The organism is Bradyrhizobium yuanmingense (genome assembly GCF_900094575.1).
GTDB lineage: Bacteria > Pseudomonadota > Alphaproteobacteria > Rhizobiales > Xanthobacteraceae > Bradyrhizobium > Bradyrhizobium yuanmingense.
Map to the genome: position 1 here is coordinate 21572 of NZ_FMAE01000002.1, position 18503 is coordinate 40074.

The following is an 18503-nucleotide window of genomic DNA, read 5'->3' on the forward strand; positions in this document are numbered from 1 at the left end:
ACTAATTAGCCTTGATGCCGGCCTCGCTGATCAGCTTGCCCCATTTCGCGCTCTCGCTCTCAATGAAGCGGCTGAACTGCTCGGGCGAGGTCGGCGCAGGCTCGGCGCCGAGGGTGCGGATCTTCTCGGCCACGGCAGGATCCTTCAGCGCCTTGGTGAAGGCCTCGTTCAGCCGGCCGATGACATCCGCAGGCGTGCCGGCGGGAGCAACGAGCCCGAACCAGCCGACGGATTCGAAGCCCGCAATGCCGCTCTCGGCCAGCGTCGGCACATCGGGCAGGGATGGAAGGCGGCGCGCGGAGGACACGCCGATGGCGTTGAGCTTGCCGTCGAGGATCAATTGTCGCGATGCCGGAATATCCAGCACCGCGAACGGGACATGCCCGGCGAGAACATCGACCGCCGCCGGCCCCGTCCCGCGATAAGGGACCAGCTCCATTGCGATGCCGCTTCTCTGCGTGAATAGCGCGGCGGTCAAATGCATCGCCGTCGAGTTGCCGCCATGCCCGATCGACAGCGCACCGGGCCTTGCCTTGGCGAGCGCGATGGTCTCCGCTGTGTTGCGCGCCGGGACATTCGCGGATGCGACCAGCACGAAGGGAATTTCCGCGAGCAGGGTGATGGGCGCGAGATCCTTCAGCGCGAACGGCATCGCGGCATTGAGGTGCGGATTCACCGTCAGCGCACCTGCCGGCGCCACGCCGAGCGTGTAGCCGTCGGGCTTTGCCTGCGCGACCGCGGCCATGCCGATGTTGCCGCCGGCGCCGGCGCGGTTCTCGATGACGAGGCCCTGCTTGAGCTCGGCGGTGACGACAGGCTCGAGCGCGCGGATCACCGTGTCGGCGCTGCCGCCGGGCGGGAAGGTCACGATGATCTTGATCAATTGCTCGGGATAGGCGGCTTGGGCCGCCAGCGGCAACATCGCGAAAGAAGCGGCCGTCAGCGCGGCCAGGATGCGGCGCCTTGCAACGTGAAACACGTTCTCCTCCTCCATGCGTTCCTTTTCTTGAAATCAACCTGGCGAGCTGCGCCGCCAGGCCGTCGGCTCGTTGTCGTCTTACGCCGCAGCGCCGGTGATACGGGCCAGAAGGCCCTGCGCGTTCTCCGGCGCGGACTGGCCGCGCCAGGCGATGTGCTGGTCGGGCCGCGCCAGCACGAGCTTCTCGGCATAGGCGCCGTTCGCCTCCTCCGGCGCGACGTCGAGCAGCGCGAGCGGCACGCCGCGCGCCTTTGCAGCGTCTTGCAGCCGCGTCACATCGATCGCCGGATCGAACCGCAGCAAGGTGTAGCCGGGGCCGAAGGCATCATAGAGCGAGCGTCCGTCGCGCAGGAACAAATGCGGCGCGCGGGCGCCCGGCACGGTGGAGGGCGTGAAGCTGCCCATTGCGTAAGGCGGCGGCGCCTCGCCGTCATAGGCGATGATCGGCGAGGCATCGTAATAATAGCCGAAGTTGAGGCCGGCGCAGCAATATTGCTGCACGTTGAGATCGTAGGCCGCTTTCGCCAACGCCGCGCGCGCCGCATGGCCGCGCGGCGTGTCGTCCTCGATCTCCGCAGGTACGCCGCCGCGCTGGGCCATCATCTTCATCGCATGGTCCATCGCAAAGCGCGATACCTGCTCGGTGATGGGCTGGCGCTCCGCCTCATAGGCATCGAGGATCGCTATAGGCGCCCAGCCGTTCAGATGCGCCGCCAATTGCCAGCAGAGATCGACGGCGTCCGCAATGCCGGCATTCATGCCGTAGCCGGCATAGGGCATCCACAGATGCGCGGCGTCGCCGCAGATGAAGACCCTGCGGTCGCGGAAGCGGTCGGCCACCAGGCGCCGTCCGACCCAATCCTCCTTGCTGAGCACGCGGTATTCGAAGCGCTCGTCGACGCCGAGGATGGCACGGATGGCCCAGTCGCGATCGACCGAGTCGAACTCGGGCTCATCGGGCTTCAGATGATTGTGGATCAGCCAGCGGTCGTGGCCGTCGATCGCGACAACGGTGCCGGAGCGGCGCGGATTGAGCGAGAGCACCATCCAGGCCGGCTTGTGTGCCCCCATCAGCTCTTTCAGCTGCGGCGCTTCGATGAAGGTCGACTGCACGCGCTGGATCACCGGCGTGCCGGACAGGCTGGCACCGATTGATTTCCGAACCAGGGATCGGCTGCCGTCGCAGCCGATCACGAAGCTGGCTTCGATCCGGAGCGAATGTCCGCTGTCGAGATCGCGCGCCAGCGCGACGACATGGTCGTCGTGCTGCGCGATGTCGGTGATTTCCGTGCGCGCCAGGATCTTGATGCGTGATTGCGCAGCGGCATGGCTGAACAGGATCGGCTCGAGATAGACCTGGTTGATCCGGTGCGGCGGCTCGGGCGTCGGCCACCAGGTGTCGGGGCCACCGGTCGCGCTATAGCGGCGCGCACGGGAGGGAATGTCGATGCGGCAAAGCTCGATCCCGATCGCCGTGGTCCTATAGGAGCAATCGTTGGGAAAGTCCGCAGGGAGCCCCGCATCGCGCAAGCGGGCGGCTATTCCGAGCCGTCGAAAAATCTCCATCGAGCGCGCCGACACGTGATTGCACTTGACGCTGGGCGGATCGCCGGCGTGGCGGATCTCCGCGACGACGACGTCGATGCCGCGCGAAGCGAGATCCATCGCCGCGGTCAATCCGACGGGCCCGGCCCCCACCACCAGCACTTGTGCTCTCATGCTCGCTCCAATCCTTGCCGCGGATTCTTTTCGTCCGCACAGCATGCATTTTATTGCAGGTCCGTTTATGCGATAAGTCGGAAAGAACTCATCAATTCATGAGATTTCTCTATGAATGTCACATTGCGCCAGCTGCGGATCTTCACCGGCGTGTATCGGACGCGCAGCATCACGCGGGCCGCCCGCGAGCTCGGCATCACGCAATCGGCGGCGAGCCTGTTGATCCAGCAGCTCGAGGCCCAGCTCGGCGTCAAGCTGTTCGACCGCTCCACGCGCTCGGTGCAGCCGACGCTGGCCGCCGACGAGGCGTTCGCCGCCGCCGAGCGCATGCTGAGCGATGCGCAAGGCCTGTCGCGCCGCATGCGTGACCTCGCGCAAGCCCGCGCAGGCCGGGTCGTGTTTCTCGCCTCCGCCGGCACGGCATCGGCGCTGCTGCCCATGGTGCTGGCGAAATTCCGCACTGGCCATCCCGACATCGAGATCGACATGCGCGATGTCGCCGCCGACGATCTCGTGCCACGGCTGAGCACGACCGATGCCGAGTTCGCGATCGGCAGCGTCGAGGGCGAATTCGCGGACATGACGATCGAGACGCTGACAAGCGGCCGCCTGAGCGCGATCGGCCGTCGCACCGCGGACTTCGCCGCGCGTCGGTCCCTAACCTGGGACGAGCTGGTGCAACTCCCGACGATCGCGATGCGCAGCGAGACACGCATCCGCATGCAGATCGATCAGGCCCTGAGCGCGCAGGGCAAGCGCCTCGATCCGACCTATGAAGTGACCCTGATCAACACCGCCCTCGCCATGACGGCGCAGGGCCTCGGCCTCGCCATCCTTCCCGCGACGATGCTGCCGGCCGACCAGTTCCCGACACTGATCGCAAGACCGCTGGTGCGCCCCGCCCTCACCCGCCCCGTGTCGCTGCTGCAGCGCCAAGGCCGGACGCTGTCGCCCGCGGCGCAGGCGTTTGTGGCGACGGCGCGGATGGTGCTCGCGGGGCGAACGGCACCGGCATCAGGCTGATTTTGCGGAGCTATTGAGAGGGGGGTCGCTGAGCTGGCGGAGAGGGAGGGATTCGAACCCCCGATAGGCTTGCACCTATGCCGCATTTCGAGTGCGGTGCATTCAACCACTCTGCCACCTCTCCTGAAGGCGCCATATTAGGAGCTGGGCCCCTGTGGTTGGGGGCGTTAATAGGCGAGGATGGCGGGCCAGACAAGGCGCGAAAGGGGAAAATCCGCTGCCTCTTTTCGCCCACTATCCCGCTTTGGGAAGGAACTGCCATGGAGCATCTGACGGTCACCGCCAATGGCGCCAAATTCCACGTGGCTCGTGCCGGAAGCGGCAAACCGCTGCTTTTGCTGCATGGCTGGCCGGAATTCTGGCTGACCTGGGAGCCGGTGATATCGAGGCTTTCGGACCGATTCACGCTTGTCGCGCCTGACCTCCGCGGCTTCGGCGACAGCGACAAGCCAGGTGGACCTTACGGACCGGACGGCCATGCCGCCGATATGCTGGCGCTGATGGACCGGCTCGGCATCGACCGATTCGGCGTCGTCGGCCACGATGTCGGCGGCGCTGTCATGCAGCCGCTGGCTCGGCAGGCGCCCGAGCGGATGGCGGGCCTCTTCTTCTTCGATTTCGTCTATCCCGGGATCGGGCCGCGCATGGCCGCGCCCGATAGGCTCAACCACATCTGGTACCAGTCCTTTCACCAGATGGAGATGGCCCCACAGCTCGTCGGCGCGAGCCGGGAGAGCTGCCGGCTCTACATCAGCCATTTCCTCAAAGGCTGGGCGCACCGGACAAACGCCTTCGACGACGTGCTGGACGCCTTCACGGACAATTTCCTGAAAGACGGCAACCTCGCCGGCGGCTTTGCGCATTACCGCGCCTCGCATGCCGGGCGCGTGGCGATGATGAAGGGCGAGGCGCCCAGGCTGCCGCCGATCGCGGTGCCGACCTGCGTGCGCTGGGCCGAGCACGATCCGCTGTTTCCCTTTGGCTGGATCGACCGGCTGTCCGAGACCTTCAGCGATCTCGACCTCGAGATGTTTCCCGGCGTCGGCCACTTCCCGCATCGGGAAAATCCGGATCGCGCGGCACGCGAGATCGCCGCGTTCTTTGCGCGCATCGGCTGGAGCTGAGGAGAAAAACGGGGTGGGACCGCCAGACGCGGTAAACACTGGCGGTCCCGTGCCGCTTATTGAAATACTGGCCGTGAAGGGCGGCTTCGCCGGCCGAGTGGAAGCGACGATTCGACCCTAGCGTGCGACGGGCGGTCCGCAACGCAATCCGGTCCTTAACCTAACCGGTCAAGGTTACTCCTTGTCCGCTTTACCTTTTTTCTTCCCGTTCTCCGTGGAATCCCGGTCCTTGCCGTTGCCTTCCTTGCGGCGATTGGTGAAGCGCGCATTGCCAAGTCCGGTGCCGATGGTGAGCACGCCCCAGCGGTCAACGTCCTGCATGAACGGTACTTCCGAGAGCCCCTGCACCACGCCGTCATTGTGCATCAGGATCGCGGTGTCGTGCTCGCCAATAGCGGGGATGCCCTCGATCAGGCTCGCCGGCAGGTTGAACTTGCTGCTCTCCCAATTGCCCGGCAGATTCTGCGCGCCCTTCTCGATCGAGCCGTCCGGGTTGATCACACCGGGACAGGCGATGCCGATGAACGGCGCGAGCTTGTAGCCTTCGGCCTCGGCCTCCGTGATCAGCCCTTTCAGCATCTTGGTCAGCCGCTTCACCGCGCCTTCGCGCGTCGGCTCGTCGTCGGCGTGACGCCACAGCTCCGCATGCACCACCTTGGCCTTGGACAGATCCTTGGCTTTCTTCCAGCCGGTTTCCACCACGCCGCAGCGGATGTTGGTGCCGCCGATGTCGACGGCGAGAATGCTGTCATGAGCCTCGAAGATCCAGGACGGCGCCAGGTGCAGCGCGCCGATCAGGCCGGCCTCGTCAGGATGATGGCGGATCGGCTGCAGGTCGATCTTGAAGCCCTCGGATTTCAGGATGATCTCGGCGCGGGCGATCACGAGCTCGCCGAGCCTTGAATCGCGAAAGCCGCCGCCGACGACGATGCGCTCGGTCTTGGCCCAGGCCTTGGTCTTGAGGAATCGGCGCGTGACATAAGCGAGCTCCTGGGAGAAATCCTCGATCGCGCTGTGCACCACGGCCGAGGCCTCGGTGTCGTCGCCGATCAGGATGGCGTCCAGCGTCTTCTTGTTGATCTCCTCGGTCGGCACCTTCCCGAACGGGTCCTCCCCCGTCTTGCGCAGCGGCTTGCGCCAGCGCTCGAGCACCTCCCGGAACGCGCCCTTGCTGGCGCGGTCGCCGAGAAAGCCGTCCTCGTCCTTGATCTCGATGTTGAAGCTGTCGACGTCGACCGACGGCAGCCGTTCGGCGCCATGCTGGGCGATGCCCGTTGTTTTGACCAGTTCGTCTGTTGCCATGAGAGCCCTTGCCCCGCTTGCTTGTTCCGGCCGGGACAACTGCGGGGGAACCCGTTTGTTGCAAAGCCCACCCGAGATTCGGCTGCGCGCTTTCGGCGCGGCCAAAGCCTTCAAATCCGGGCGGTTTTCGCCCAGTTTTCCTTGACTTGGCGCGCTCGGCCGCTATAAGTCCCACAGCCGGCGCGGGGCGTTTCTCGCGCCGCTTGTTTTGCTTGGGTTTTCAAAGGGATAACTCCCGCCCACGCAGACTCGCATAAACCATAGCGACTGACAAAAAGCCGGCCCGGACGCTCCGCGTCCCGAGGCCGGGATTGAACACGGAGAAAGAACGATGTTCGCAGTCATCAAAACCGGCGGCAAGCAATACCGCGTCGTGCCGGATGATGTTCTCGAAGTAGGCAAGATCGAAGGCGAAGTCGGCTCGATCGTGCAGCTGAATGAAGTGCTCGTGGTCGGCGGCGACACGCCGGTGCTGGGCGTCCCGACGGTCGCAGGCGCGTCCGTCGCGGTCGAGGTGCTCGACCACAAGCGCGGACCGAAGGTCATCGCGTTCAAGAAGCGCCGCCGCAAGAACTCGCGCCGCAAGCGCGGCTATCGCGACGAGATCACGGTTCTGCGCATCAGCGAGATTCTGACGGACGGCGCCAAGCCCACCAAGGGCCCGCGTCCGAAGAAGGAAAAGGTGACGAAGGAGCCGGCAGCGGAAGCCGCCGAGTAACGCAAAACCGATCACGCCAATTCACGAATTGATGCGTGCGACGTTTTGAAATGATTCCGTCAAGGAATTGACCTAGAACTACGCAGGATTTCGGAGACGAGCCATGGCTCACAAAAAAGCAGGCGGTTCATCGCGCAACGGTCGCGATTCCAAGGGCAAGCGCCTCGGTATCAAGGCGTTCGGCGGCGAGATCGTCACGCCCGGCAACATCATTGCGCGTCAGCGCGGCACGACCTGGCACCCCGGCCTCAATGTCGGCATGGGTACGGACCACACTCTGTTCGCCAAGATCGAGGGCCGCGTTGCGTTCCAAGCCAAAGCCAACGGCCGCACCTTCGTATCGGTGCTCCCGCTTGCCGAGGCTGCTGAATAGACGGTGGACAAAAACGGAGTCCGCCGGTCCCGACTGAACCGGCGGAGTCCTAGAGATCGCAAGAGATCGAAGGCTCCAAGGGGAGGCGGGAAACCGGCCTCCCCTTTTCTTTGCTCACTTTGTTCTTTGCACTTTGACTTAGTGACTTTCACGGAGCCGGACATGTTGCAGGATTTCTCGAGCGTGACCTTGGCCGAGGCGAGACCAAGCGTCGTCGCCACCGAGCGGCTGACCTTGCGGCGGCCGACGCTGGCCGACGTCAGGACCATCGCCCGGCTCGCCAACGACCGCCGCGTCGCCGAGAACACGCGCCGCCTGCCGCATCCCTATTCGCAGGACGACGCCGCCGAATTCATCCGCGCCACCGCCGAACTCGGCAGCGAGACCGTGTTCCTGATCGAGCACGACAGCGGGCCGGTCGGCATGGTCGGCATCGATTGCTCCAAGCCCGGCAATGCCGAGCTCGGCTACTGGCTCGGCGTCGAGCATTGGGGTCGGGGCTTTGCCACCGAGGCGGCGCGCGGCGCGATCGATTTCTTCTTCGAGGAGTTCGAGGACGAGCATCTCTACGCCGGCGCGCGCGTTACCAATCCGGCCTCGCGCAAGGTGCTGGAGAAGTGCGGCTTCCAGTGGAGCGGCGTGCAGTTGCACCGCTTCCTGGCGCTCGGCTCCTCGACCCCCGTCGACTGCTTCCGCCTGTCGCGCGGCGTGTGGGCCTCGCTGAAGAGCTGGAGCAGTGCGAGGAGGGTGCGGTAGGGCGAGGCGCCGCACTCGCAATTGTCATCCCGGGGCGCGCGTAGCGCGAGCCCGGGATCCATAATCCCGGAGCGCAGTGCGGGGCAAAGCGCCCACTCCGGGTCGTCGTCCAATTGCTCCCTGGGGCTATGGGTCCCGGGCTCGCGCTGCGCGCGCCCCGGGACGACGTCGTGGCTACGCCGGCGGATTGACCTCGTCGCTCTCACGTCCCAAATCGCGCTCCCGAAGATAAATGTAGAACCCGGCGCCGATAATGATCGCGGCGCCGACGAGTGTTGCGATGGATGGGACGTCGCCGAACACGACGAAGCCGAAGATCACCGCCCAGACGATCATCGAATATTGGTAGGGCACCACGACGCTGGCCGGCGCCAGCTTGAGCGAACGGTTGACGCAGAACAGCGCGGTGACCGAAACCAGCCCGGCGGCGGCGAAGATCGCGAGGCTGCCCGGCGTCGGCGGCACCCAGTTGAACACCGACAGCACTGCGCCCAGCGAGAACGTGCCGAGGAATTGCGAGGACGCCATCACGATGTCGGGCGTCTTGCGCAGGCTGCGCGTGATCAGCATCAGGGTCGCGAAAGAAAGACTGCCGCCGAGCGCGATCAGGGCCGGCAGGCTGACGGTCTGCGCCGAGGGGCGCAGCGCGATCAAGACGCCGCAGAAGCCGATCAGGATCGCGGTCCAGCGCCGCCAGCCGACCTTCTCGCCCAGAAAGATTGCCGACATCGCGGTGACGAAGATCGGGCCGGCGAGATAATAGGTGATGACGTCGGCGAGCGGCAGATAGACGGTTGCGAGAAAGAAGGCCGCGACTTCCAGCGTCGACAGCACGACGCGAACCAGCTGCAGGCCCGGCCGCTCCAGATGCAGAAACTGGTGACGCTGCGTCCAGATCAGCGGCGACAGCAGGAGCAGTGCCGCGCAGGCGCGCAGGAATAGCAGCTGCCCCACCGAATAGGTCCCGACCAGGAACTTGCCCATGGCGTCGCCGAACGAGAACATGAAGATCGACAGCACCATGAGCCCGATGCCGGCCAGGCGCGCGGAGCGATCGTCATAGGCGGAGAGATTCTTGAACAGGGGCATTGCGACGAGTTGCAGGTTCGGGGGCTCGTCATTGCGAGGAGCTCTTGCGACGAAGCAATCCAGAATCTTTCCGGGGAGGGATTCTGGATTGCTTCGCTGCGCTCGCAATGACGGGGAGATAGCGGCGAAAGCAGGCGAATAGAGTCGCTTGCAGTCGTTTTAATGACGGCAGCCGCCGCGGCAAGCCCGCGCAAGCCGAATTGAACGGATTGTCGCATTGTTTGCATCGCGGTAGCGATAAGCGCCCAGCGACGAAAAGAGAGCTTTGACATGACCGATTTCGATCCGGCCCGGCATCGCATGATCCCGACGCAACGCTGGTTTGAGGATTTCGTCGTCGGCGAACGCTTCGTGCTGCCGAGCCGGACCCAGACCTCGGCGGTGTTCGCCGCATTCCAGACCGCGAGCGGGGACACCCACCCCGTGCATTACGACGTGGAGTATTGCCGCGCCCGCGGCATGCCGCACCTGCTCGCCCACGGCTTCCAGACCTTGATCCACACCGCGCCCGGCGCCGGCCTGTTTCCGTTCATGGTCGAGGACTCCCTGGTCGGCTTCCTCGAGCAGTCGAGCCGGTTCCTCAAGCCGGTGTTCGCCGACGACACCCTCTATCCGGCGCTCGAGGTCACGGAGCTCGTGTCGGGGCGCAGCACCGGCGTGGTGACGCTGCGCAGCACCGTGTTCAACCAGCGCAAGGAGCTGGTGCTGGAGGGCACGCAGAAATTCCTGATCCGGCGGCGGCCGGTGGATTAAGCAAGGGGTCCAACTCGCGGAATTTCAGCCGATTTGCGGACCGATCCGGGTTGCCGCAGGGGGCCGGCTGGCCTACCTATGGCCCATGAAATTCCTTGACGAAGCAAAGGTCTATATCCGCTCCGGTGACGGCGGGAACGGCTGCGTGGCGTTCCGCCGCGAGAAGTTCATCGAATTCGGCGGTCCCTCCGGCGGCAATGGCGGCCGCGGCGGCAATGTCATCATCGAGGTCGCCGACGGCCTCAACACGCTGATCGACTACCGCTACCAGCAGCATTTCAAGGCGCAGAAGGGCGAGAACGGTTCGGGCTCGGACCGCCACGGCGCCAACGGCAAGAACATCGTGCTGAAGGTGCCGGTCGGCACGCAGATCTTCGACGAGGATCGCGAGACCTTGATCCACGACTTCACCAAGGTCGGCGAAAAGTTCGTGCTGGCCGAGGGCGGCAATGGCGGCTTCGGCAATGCGCATTTCAAGTCCTCGACCAACCGCGCGCCGCGCAACGCCAATCCCGGCCAGCCCGGCGAGGAGCGCTGGATCTGGCTGCGGCTGAAGCTGATCGCCGACGCCGGCCTGGTCGGCATGCCCAATGCGGGCAAGTCAACGTTCCTCTCCAAGGTCAGCGCGGCAAAGCCGAAGATCGCCGATTATCCCTTCACCACGCTGCATCCCCAGCTCGGCGTCGTGAATGCCGACGGCCGCGAATTCGTGCTGGCCGACATTCCCGGCCTGATCGAGGGCGCGCATGAAGGCACCGGCCTCGGCGACCGCTTCCTCGGCCATGTCGAGCGCTGCCGCGTGCTGCTGCACCTGATCGACGCCACCTGCGAGCATGCCGGCAAGGCCTACAAGACCGTGCGCAAGGAGCTCGACGCCTATGGCGGGCAGCTCACCGACAAGATCGAGATCGTCGCGCTGAACAAGATCGATGCGGTCGAGCCGGACGAGCTGAAGAAGCAGAAGGACCGCCTGAAGCGCGCCGCCAAGAAGACGCCGCTGCTGCTGTCGGGCGCCACCGGCCAGGGCGTCAAGGAGGCGTTGCGCGCGCTGGCCGATGTGATCGGCGAAAGCCCGGTCTCCGCCAAGGCCAAGAGCGCGGCCGAAGCGGAGCCGTGGTCGGCTTAAACTCTCTCCCCAACGTCGTCCCCGCGAAGGCGGGGACCCATACCGCGTGATCTATCTGTTGCTAAGGGTCGAAGTACCGAACGACGAGTCTTCGCCAAACGACTCCCTGTGGTTATGGGTCCCCGCCTTCGCGGGGACGACAGCGGAGTCTATCGCTGCGAGCGTGCGCATCACCGGCTTGTCTTCGCGCCCGCGATAGCGCAGCATCAAACAATCAAGAAACGGCAGGGACAACGCATGGCGCGCGCGAAGAACATTCTCTGGATCATGTGCGACCAGCTTCGCTACGATTATCTCGGCTGCACCGGCCATCCCACGCTGAAGACACCGAACATCGACGCCATGGCCAAGCGCGGCGTGCTGTTCAGCAAGGCGTATGTGCAATCGCCGATCTGCGGCCCGTCGCGGATGTCGTTCTACACCGGGCGCTACATGCGCTCGCACGGCTCGCACTGGAACGGCTGGCCGCTGCGCGTCGGGGAGCCCACGCTCGGCGATCACCTCAACAAGATCGGCGTGCGCAACGTGCTGGTCGGCAAGACCCACATGGCGCCTGATATCGAAGGCATGAAGGCGCTCGGCATCCCGCCGGAATCGATGATCGGCGTGCATGTCGCCGAATGCGGCTTCGAGCCTTACGAGCGCGACGACGGCCTGCATCCGACCGGACGGCCACGCCCGAAATACGACGAATATCTGCGAAAGCAGGGTTTTGAAGCCACCAATCCCTGGGAGCACTGGGCCAATTCCGGCGCTGCCGAGGATGGCAGCTTGCAGAACGGCTGGCTGCTGGTGCACGCCGACAAGGCCGCGCGCGTGCCAGAAGAGCATTCCGAGACGCCCTACATGACGCGGCGCGCGATGGACTTCATCAGCGAGGCGGAAACGGACGGCCGCCCCTGGTGTTTGCATCTGTCCTACATCAAGCCGCACTGGCCCTATATCGCGCCGGAGCCCTATGCCAGCATGTATTCGACGGATGACATGATCCCGGTGATCCGCTCGGAGCGCGAGCGGCAGAATCCGCATCCGGTGTTCGGCGCCTACATGGACATGCGCTATTCCCGCAACATGGCGCGCGATGATGCACGCGAGAAGGTGATCCCGACTTATATGGGCCTGATCACCCAGATCGACGATCAGATGGGCGTGCTGATGAAGTTTTTAGGTGAGCGCGGCCTGCTCGACACCACCATGATCGTGTTCACCTCCGATCATGGCGACTATCTAGGCGATCACTGGATGGGCGAGAAGGACCTGTTCCACGAGCAATCGGCAAAGATCCCGCTGATCATCATCGATCCTTCGAAAGAAGCCGACGCGACGCGCGGCACACGCAGCGACGCGCTGGTCGAGGGAATCGATCTCGCGCCCACCTTCGTCGATTATTTCGGGGGCAAGGTGGCGGGCCATATCCTCGAAGGACGTTCGCTGCTGCCGCTGCTGCGCGGGCGCACGCCATCAGATTGGCGCAAGGTGGCGTTCTCCGAATACGACTATGCCATGCAGGACGTACGGCTGAAGCTGAACCAGCCGATCGAGCGCTGCCGCCTGTTCATGGTGTTCGACGGACGCTGGAAATACATCCACGCCTCCGGCTTCCGCCCGATGCTGTACGACCTCGAAACCGATCCGGACGAATATCTGGATCGCGGCGACGATCCGGAATGCGCCGGCATCATCGCGCGGCTCCAGGCCGAGCTGTTCGACTGGGCGCTGCATCCTAACGATCATATCACCACACCACGCGAGAAGATCGCCGCCTATGCGGATAGTCAGCTCCAGGTGAAGGGTGGGATCTTGATCGGCATCTGGGACGAGAAAGAGCTCGCGGCGATCAAGGACGGCATCGCCCAGCGCGCGAAGATGTGAAGCAGCCTCTCCCCGCTTGCGGGGAGAGGCCGGAATTTACGAGAGCAAATTCCGGATGAGGGGGACTCTCCGCGAGTTCAATTGCCAGCGCTTTCGCGGAGACAGCCCCTCACCCCAACCCTCTCCCCGTAAGAACGGGGAGAGGGAGAAGAGGCAGCCTTCAATTCGTGATCTTGTAGCCCGTCGCCTTCACGATCGGCTGCCACAGCGCGGTGTTCGCGGCGAGCTCCTTGGATAGCGCGTCCGCATTGCTGCCGATCGGAATCAGCCCGATCGCCGTCAACTTCTCCTTCACCTCCGGCTTGGCGAGCGCGGCGCTCGCCGCCGCCCCGAGCTTGCTCGCGAACTCCGGCGGGCTGCCGGCGGGAAGCCACATGCCGTACCAGGCGTCGGCAACGAGATCGATGCCGCTCTCCTTCAGCGTGGGCACGTCAGGCGCGAAGGGTGAACGTTCCGCGCTCGCGACCGCGATGATCTTCACGCCCTTGGCGCGGTGCTGCGGCAGCGCGTCCGCCAGCGTGGTGATCCCGAAGGAAATGTGGCCGCCGACGAGGTCGTTAAGGATCGGCGCGCTGCCGCGATAGGGCACGCGGGTCAGGGGAATACCGAGATCCTTCTCGAGCTTGGAGCCGGTGAAATGCGGAATGGTGCCGTTGCTCGGCACTCCGAACGAGGTCTTGTCCGGATGCGATTTCAGCCACGCTACGAACGCTTTGAAATCGGCAGCATCGATGCCCGGGCCGATCACCAGCGCAAACTCGAAGCGCGCCAGCAGCGACACCGGCATGAAATCCCTGGCCGTGTCGAAGCTCGGCGTCGCCTCCACCATTGGCAGCAGATACATGGTCGGCCCTGTCGTCACCAGCACCATGCTGCCGTCGGGGCTCGCGCCTTTCACCGCCTTGATGCCGATCAGGCCGTCGCCGCCGGTGCGGTTCTCGACCACGACGGTCCGCTGCAGCAGCGGAGCCATCTCCTGCGCGAGCAGCCGGCACAGCGTGTCGCCGCCGGCTCCGGCCGCAAACGGGAAGATGATCTTCGTCAGCCCGGCCTGCGCCCGCGCACCACCCGCCTGCGCGAACAGCGGCAGGCCGAGGCATCCGGCCATGAATTTGCGGCGATCCATTCGTTTCCTCTTTCGGCCCGTTTATCGTTGATCGCCATTAGAGCCAGACGGACGGCTGACACAAGGCCGACATGCGTCGTTTACCATCCCGGCTGCCTTGCGCCGGTCACCGTCCTGCTGCAAAAGCAGGGCTCATCGGCGCCGCCTGTCGCTCCGCCGTCATTCGCATCCAGCGCCAGCACACAAGAGACATGGCCAGCCCCGAACTCAGCCAATTCCGCCGCATCGTCGTCAAGGTCGGCTCAGCGCTGCTGGTGGATTCCGACAGGGGCGAGGTGCGTGCGTCCTGGCTGGCTGCACTGGCCGACGACATGGCCAAGCTGCACAAGGAAGGGCGCGACGTGCTGGTCGTCTCCTCCGGCTCGATCGCACTCGGCCGCAGCCGGCTGAAATTGCCGCGCGGCCCGCTGAAGCTGGAAGAGAGCCAGGCCGCGGCCGCCGTCGGTCAGATCGCGCTGGCGCGAATCTGGTCGGAGGTGCTTGGCGCCCACGGTATCGGCGCCGGCCAGATCCTGGTGACGCTGCAGGACACCGAGGAGCGCCGCCGCTATCTCAACGCGCGCTCCACCATCGGCAAGCTGCTGGAATGGCGCGCGATCCCCGTGATCAACGAGAACGACACGGTGGCGACCACCGAGATCCGCTACGGCGACAACGATCGCCTCGCCGCGCGCGTCGCGACCATGGCGAGCGCCGACCTGCTGGTGCTGCTGTCCGACATCGACGGGCTCTACGATGCCCCGCCGAAGAACAATCCGAACGCAAAACTCATTCCCGTCGTCGACAGCATCTCCTCGGAGATCGAGGCGGTGGCGGGCGATGCCGAGTCCGAGCTGTCGCGCGGTGGCATGCGCACCAAGGTCGAGGCCGCCAAGATCGCGACGACCGGAGGCACGCATATGCTGATCGCCTCCGGCAAGATCGAGCATCCCTTGCAGGCGATCGCCGATGGCGGCCGCTGCACCTGGTTCCTGACGCCGGCCAATCCCATCACCTCGCGAAAGCGCTGGATCGCGGGCACGCTGGAGCCGAAGGGCACGCTGACCATCGATGCCGGCGCGGTGACCGCGCTACGGGCCGGGGCCAGCCTGCTGCCGGCCGGCGTGAACAAGGTCGAGGGCCAGTTTGCCCGCGGCGATGCCGTGATCGTGCGCGGCCCCGACGGCAGCGAGGTCGGCCGCGGCCTGATCGCCTATGACGCCGATGATGCCGAGCGGATCAAGGGCCGCTCCTCCCCAGATGTGATGACCATCCTCGGCATCAGCGGCCGCGCGGAGATGATCCACCGGGATGATCTGGTGGTGGGCGGGTAAGGGCCCCGCCCCGCTCGCCGCCGGGAGACCAGCCATACCCTCCCCGCCCTTCGCAAAAGCGGGATTTCCGTGCTAGGACACCGCCTTAGCAGAAGGTTTTGACCCCATGGCCGCCCCCCTCAAAGCCGTTGACGGCAATGCCGATCTTCAGGCGCTGATGTCCGATCTCGGAACCCGTGCCCGCGCTGCCGCGCGCGTGCTGGCGCTGGCGCCGCCGGAGCAGAAGAACCGCGCGCTGGAAGCCATGGAGCGGGCAATCCGCGCCAACTCGGCCGCGATCCTCGCCGCCAATGCGGAGGACGTCGCGGAGGCCCGTGCCGCCGGCAATGCCACCTCCTCCTTCATCGATCGCCTGACGCTGACGCCGGCGCGCATCGAGGGCATGGCCGAAGGCATCGGCATTGTGCGCGGCATCGCCGATCCCATCGGCGTCGTCACCGAGCGCTGGCAGCGGCCGAACGGCATGTCCATCGAGCGCGTGCGCGTGCCGCTCGGCGTCGTCGGCGTGATTTTTGAGAGCCGGCCCAATGTCGCGGCCGATGCCGGCGTGCTGTGCCTGAAGTCGGGCAATGCCGTGATCCTGCGCGGCGGCTCCGACAGTTTCCGCTCGTGCCGCGCCATCCATGAGTGCCTGGTGCAGGGCCTGCGCGAAGCCGGCCTGCCGGAAGCTGCGATCACGCTGGTGCCGACGCGCGACCGCGCAGCGGTGGGCATGATGCTGTCGGGCCTCAACGGCGCCATCGACGTGATCGTGCCGCGCGGGGGCAAGAGCCTCGTCGCGCGGGTCGAGCAGGAGGCGCGCGTGCCTGTCTTCGCGCATCTCGAAGGCGTCAACCACGTCTATATCGATGGCAGCGCCGACCTCGCCATGGCGAAGTCGATCGTGCTCAATGCCAAGATGCGACGCACCGGCGTCTGCGGCGCGGCCGAGACGCTGCTGGTCGATCGTGCCGCCGCTGGCAAGAACCTGAAGCCGCTGGTGGAGATGCTGCTCGATGCCGGCTGCGAGGTGCGCGGTGACGAGGCCGTGCAGAAGGCCGATCCGCGCGTCAAGCCGGCGAGCGAGGAGGATTGGGACACCGAATATCTCGACGCGATCATCGCGGCGAAGGTGGTGGACGGCGTCGACGGCGCGATCGCGCACATCCAGGACCACGGCTCGCATCACACCGATGCCATCGTGAGCGCGGATGAGGCTGCGGCGAGCAAGTTCCTGAGCGAGGTCGATTCCGCGATCGTGCTCCACAACGCCTCGACGCAGTTTGCCGATGGCGGCGAGTTCGGGTTCGGCGCCGAGATCGGGATTGCCACCGGCCGCTTCCACGCCCGCGGCCCGGTCGGCGCCGAGCAATTGACGAGCTTCAAATATCGCGTCCGCGGCACCGGACAGACTCGGCCGTAGACGTCGCGGGGCGCGGGCATTGAGCAACAATCTCGTCGTGCCGCGCTTCGTGGCGCAAGCGGTTCCGCCCTCGACGCCGGGCATGCGCATCGGCCTGCTCGGCGGCTCGTTCAACCCGCCGCATCAGGCGCACCGCGCGATCAGCCGCTTCGCGCTGAAGCGATTGCAGCTCGATCGCGTCTGGTGGCTGGTTACGCCGGGCAATCCGCTCAAGGAGAACGGCACGCTGCACGAGCTCGGCGAGCGCATGCAGGCCGCGCGCGAGGTCGCCGATGATCCGCGCATCGAGGTGAGCTGTCTCGAATCCGTCATTCGCACCCGCTATACTATCGACACGATCAACACCTTGCGCCGCCGCTTTCCTGGCTTGCGCTTCGTCTGGATCATGGGCGCCGACAATCTCGCTCAATTCCATCGTTGGCAGGACTGGCGGCGCATCGCCGCCCAGGTGCCGATGGCCGTGATCGATCGCCCCCCGCAGAGTTTTCGCGCGCTCGGCTCGCCCGCGGCCCAGGCGTTATCGCGCTACCGTCTGCCCGAGAACAAGGCTGTCCAGCTTGCAGATCGGCCGGCACCGGCCTGGGTGTTCCTGACCGGATTGAAGCTGAATCTGTCCTCGACCGGCCTACGGAACCCGGACGGGAGCTGGAAAGGTACGAAGTGAGACGAAGTGTGCCGACCTGGTGGGGATTTCGGTCTCTCTGGCATATTGAAACCCTTAACCCCACATGATGTAGTGTAACCAGTGGGCGCCCGGATTCGGCGTTCGCGATACAGTGAAAGGAATGGTCCCTGACCGCATCTGTATTGTCCAAGTCTGTTTTACCCAAGGTTGCCAAGCCTACGCGTAAAACATCGACCAAAGCTGCGGCCTTGAAGGCGCAACCCGACGCCGACAAGACGCTGACCCTGATCCTCTCCCGCCTCGAGGACATGAAGGCGGAAGAGACGGTCACCATCGACCTTCGCGGCAAATCGGCGTACTCCGACTACATGATCGTCACCACCGGCCGGGTGAACCGGCACGTCGGCGCGATCGCGGAAAACGTCACCAAGAGCCTCAAGGAAAACGGCATCAAGAACATCCATGTCGAGGGCTTGCCCAATTGCGACTGGGTGCTGATCGATTCCGGCGACGTGATCGTGCACGTGTTCAGACCCGAGGTCCGCGAGTTCTACAACCTCGAGCGGTTGTACACGCAGGGCCCAGGGGCGGCGAAGGCGATCTAGGCTCGAAGGCCGATTTCGAATCGGCTGACGCGCATGCTAGCGTCGTGCGCGCGCTTGTTGCGCGCGGTCTCGTCAACGCGACTCAAGAATCATGCGTGTTGCTGTCATTGCGGTGGGCCGGCTGAAGCAGGGCCCCGAACGGGAGCTTGCAGACCGCTATTTCGAGCGGTTCGAGGAGGCCGGCCGCAAGCTTGGATTCCGCGAGCTCGGCATCCACGAAATTCCCGAAAGCCGCGCACGCGATGCGGCGACGCGGATGGCCGAAGAGGCCGCGGCAATCTCGGCGCATATTCCTGACAAGGCGATCCTGGTGGCGCTGGACGAGCGCGGCCAGAATCTCGAGTCCACCGTATTCGCACGGCATCTGGCGCGCTGGCGCGACGAGGGCGCCGGACATACTATCTTCGTGATCGGAGGGGCGGACGGACTTTCGCCCGAATTGCGCCGTAAGGCTAAGCTCGCGATCGCGTTCGGCTCTGCGACTTGGCCGCACCAAATGGTCCGCGTCATGCTTCTGGAACAGCTGTATCGGGCCGCCACCATCCTGGCCGGCCATCCCTATCACCGCGCGTGATGCGCGCCACAACGAGCACCTTTG

At 65.2% G+C, this 18503-nt stretch carries 18 protein-coding genes and 1 tRNA gene; 13 read left to right on the forward strand and 6 right to left on the reverse strand.

Going from position 1 to position 18503, the window contains the following annotated elements; all coding sequences use genetic code 11:
- Nucleotide 1: 1 nt before the first annotated feature.
- Both GA0061099_RS05120 and GA0061099_RS05125 read right to left on the reverse strand, forming a co-directional pair.
- Nucleotides 2-994 (reverse strand): Bug family tripartite tricarboxylate transporter substrate binding protein, encoded by a 993-nt coding sequence (locus tag GA0061099_RS05120; RefSeq protein ID WP_085972142.1) that lies wholly within the window; start codon nt 992-994, stop codon nt 2-4.
- A 63-nt stretch (nt 995-1057) separates the two neighbouring features.
- Nucleotides 1058-2698 (reverse strand): FAD-dependent oxidoreductase, encoded by a 1641-nt coding sequence (locus tag GA0061099_RS05125; protein WP_036024660.1) that lies wholly within the window; start codon nt 2696-2698, stop codon nt 1058-1060.
- Between the two features lie 111 nt (nt 2699-2809).
- On the opposite strand from GA0061099_RS05125, the gene GA0061099_RS05130 reads away from it, so the two are divergent.
- Nucleotides 2810-3721, forward strand: a complete 912-nt coding sequence (locus tag GA0061099_RS05130; protein ID WP_036008701.1) for a LysR family transcriptional regulator — start codon at nt 2810-2812, stop codon at nt 3719-3721.
- Between the two features lie 34 nt (nt 3722-3755).
- On the opposite strand, the gene GA0061099_RS05135 is transcribed toward GA0061099_RS05130, so the two are convergent.
- Nucleotides 3756-3845 (reverse strand) — tRNA-Ser (locus GA0061099_RS05135).
- A 136-nt stretch (nt 3846-3981) separates the two neighbouring features.
- Between GA0061099_RS05135 and GA0061099_RS05140 the strand changes: the two genes are divergently transcribed.
- Nucleotides 3982-4845 (forward strand): alpha/beta fold hydrolase, encoded by an 864-nt coding sequence (locus GA0061099_RS05140; RefSeq protein WP_036024659.1) that lies wholly within the window; start codon nt 3982-3984, stop codon nt 4843-4845.
- A gap of 174 nt (nt 4846-5019) precedes the next feature.
- On the opposite strand, the gene GA0061099_RS05145 is transcribed toward GA0061099_RS05140, so the two are convergent.
- Entirely contained in the window at nt 5020-6147 is a 1128-nt protein-coding gene (locus GA0061099_RS05145; RefSeq protein ID WP_036008710.1) for an ROK family protein, read from the reverse strand.
- A 331-nt stretch (nt 6148-6478) separates the two neighbouring features.
- Here GA0061099_RS05145 and rplU point away from each other — a divergent pair, with 331 nt between their 5' ends.
- The 3 genes from rplU (at nt 6479) to GA0061099_RS05160 (ending at nt 7994) form a co-directional block, all read left to right on the forward strand.
- Nucleotides 6479-6865, forward strand: coding sequence for a 50S ribosomal protein L21 (rplU, locus tag GA0061099_RS05150; RefSeq protein WP_036008712.1), 387 nt, complete (start codon nt 6479-6481; stop codon nt 6863-6865).
- 103 nt (nt 6866-6968) lie between these two features.
- The gene (rpmA, locus tag GA0061099_RS05155; protein ID WP_025032812.1) at nt 6969-7238 is read left to right on the forward strand and encodes a 50S ribosomal protein L27; all 270 of its coding nucleotides are present in this window, start codon (nt 6969-6971) and stop codon (nt 7236-7238) included.
- Between the two features lie 162 nt (nt 7239-7400).
- Complete coding sequence (locus GA0061099_RS05160) at nt 7401-7994, forward strand: GNAT family N-acetyltransferase (protein ID WP_036024657.1); 594 nt, start codon at nt 7401-7403, stop codon at nt 7992-7994.
- Between the two features lie 174 nt (nt 7995-8168).
- On the opposite strand, the gene GA0061099_RS05165 is transcribed toward GA0061099_RS05160, so the two are convergent.
- Nucleotides 8169-9083 carry a DMT family transporter gene (locus tag GA0061099_RS05165; protein ID WP_036024656.1) on the reverse strand — a complete coding sequence of 305 codons (915 nt, stop codon included), beginning with the start codon at nt 9081-9083 and terminating at the stop codon, nt 8169-8171.
- A 270-nt stretch (nt 9084-9353) separates the two neighbouring features.
- Between GA0061099_RS05165 and GA0061099_RS05170 the strand changes: the two genes are divergently transcribed.
- From GA0061099_RS05170 to GA0061099_RS05180, 3 genes are all read left to right on the forward strand, one after another.
- Nucleotides 9354-9836, forward strand: a complete 483-nt coding sequence (locus GA0061099_RS05170; RefSeq protein WP_036024655.1) for a MaoC family dehydratase — start codon at nt 9354-9356, stop codon at nt 9834-9836.
- 85 nt (nt 9837-9921) lie between these two features.
- Nucleotides 9922-10962, forward strand: a complete 1041-nt coding sequence (obgE, locus tag GA0061099_RS05175) for a GTPase ObgE (protein WP_036008723.1) — start codon at nt 9922-9924, stop codon at nt 10960-10962.
- A gap of 237 nt (nt 10963-11199) precedes the next feature.
- A complete protein-coding gene (locus GA0061099_RS05180; protein WP_036024654.1) occupies nt 11200-12834 on the forward strand; it encodes an alkaline phosphatase family protein in 1635 nt (544 codons plus the stop codon).
- Between the two features lie 160 nt (nt 12835-12994).
- Here GA0061099_RS05180 and GA0061099_RS05185 read toward each other — a convergent pair whose 3' ends face one another.
- Nucleotides 12995-13960: a Bug family tripartite tricarboxylate transporter substrate binding protein gene (locus GA0061099_RS05185; RefSeq protein WP_036024653.1), complete on the reverse strand. Its 966-nt coding sequence runs from the start codon at nt 13958-13960 to the stop codon at nt 12995-12997.
- Nucleotides 13961-14151: 191 nt separating this feature from the next.
- Here GA0061099_RS05185 and proB point away from each other — a divergent pair, with 191 nt between their 5' ends.
- From proB to rlmH, 5 genes are all read left to right on the forward strand, one after another.
- Complete coding sequence (proB, locus tag GA0061099_RS05190) at nt 14152-15273, forward strand: glutamate 5-kinase (protein WP_036008728.1); 1122 nt, start codon at nt 14152-14154, stop codon at nt 15271-15273.
- Between the two features lie 106 nt (nt 15274-15379).
- The gene (locus GA0061099_RS05195; RefSeq protein ID WP_036024651.1) at nt 15380-16675 is read left to right on the forward strand and encodes a glutamate-5-semialdehyde dehydrogenase; all 1296 of its coding nucleotides are present in this window, start codon (nt 15380-15382) and stop codon (nt 16673-16675) included.
- Between the two features lie 19 nt (nt 16676-16694).
- Complete coding sequence (locus GA0061099_RS05200; protein ID WP_036024650.1) at nt 16695-17339, forward strand: nicotinate-nucleotide adenylyltransferase; 645 nt, start codon at nt 16695-16697, stop codon at nt 17337-17339.
- Between the two features lie 209 nt (nt 17340-17548).
- The gene (gene rsfS / locus GA0061099_RS05205) at nt 17549-17905 is read left to right on the forward strand and encodes a ribosome silencing factor (protein ID WP_036024649.1); all 357 of its coding nucleotides are present in this window, start codon (nt 17549-17551) and stop codon (nt 17903-17905) included.
- Nucleotides 17906-17996: 91 nt separating this feature from the next.
- A complete protein-coding gene (gene rlmH / locus GA0061099_RS05210) occupies nt 17997-18479 on the forward strand; it encodes a 23S rRNA (pseudouridine(1915)-N(3))-methyltransferase RlmH (protein ID WP_036008734.1) in 483 nt (160 codons plus the stop codon).
- Nucleotides 18480-18503 lie beyond the last annotated feature (24 nt).